Source organism: Bradyrhizobium sp. UFLA05-108, assembly GCF_059803455.1.
Map to the genome: position 1 here is coordinate 1 of NZ_JBANAZ010000275.1, position 528 is coordinate 528.

Annotated in this window: 1 protein-coding gene; it reads left to right on the forward strand. The window is 57.8% G+C overall.

Translation table 11 applies throughout. From position 1 onward, the window contains the following. Positions 1 to 64: 64 nt before the first annotated feature. Positions 65 to 528 (forward strand): IS701 family transposase (locus SO140_RS46455; RefSeq protein WP_498544275.1); only part of this gene is annotated, 464 nt, incomplete at its 3' end.

Genomic DNA, 528 nt, shown 5'->3' on the forward strand with positions numbered 1-528 from the left:
TAGCACTACTTTGGCAGATCGTTGATTTTGCCGTGCTTTATAGGATTCCCGAATCAATTTTTCAATGATTCATAGGTGGTCGGCTCTTGGAGGGCTGACCATGGCGGGATGGGAAGACGAACTCGAACGCTGGCTGATGCCGTTCTTGGACCGGCTGGGTCATAAGACTCGGCAGCGGATGTGTCCGCTGTACGTTGCGGGATTGATCGGTCCTGGCGATCGCAAGAGCGTTCAGCCGATGGCAGAGCGCCTTGCCACGGGCAACTACGACCAGCTGCACCATTTCATTGCGGACGGTGTCTGGGACGCGACGCCGCTGGAGACAGAGCTGCTCAATCAGGCGGACCGACTTGTCGGCGGCAGGGATGCGGTGCTGGTTATTGATGACACCTCACTGCCGAAGAAGGGTGAACGCTCGGTTGGTGTTGCGGCTCAATACGCGTCGGCTCTCGGCAAAACGGCAAATTGCCAAACGCTGGTGTCTTTGACGCTTGCGCGCGGCGAAGTGCCAGTGATGGTCGCGTTACG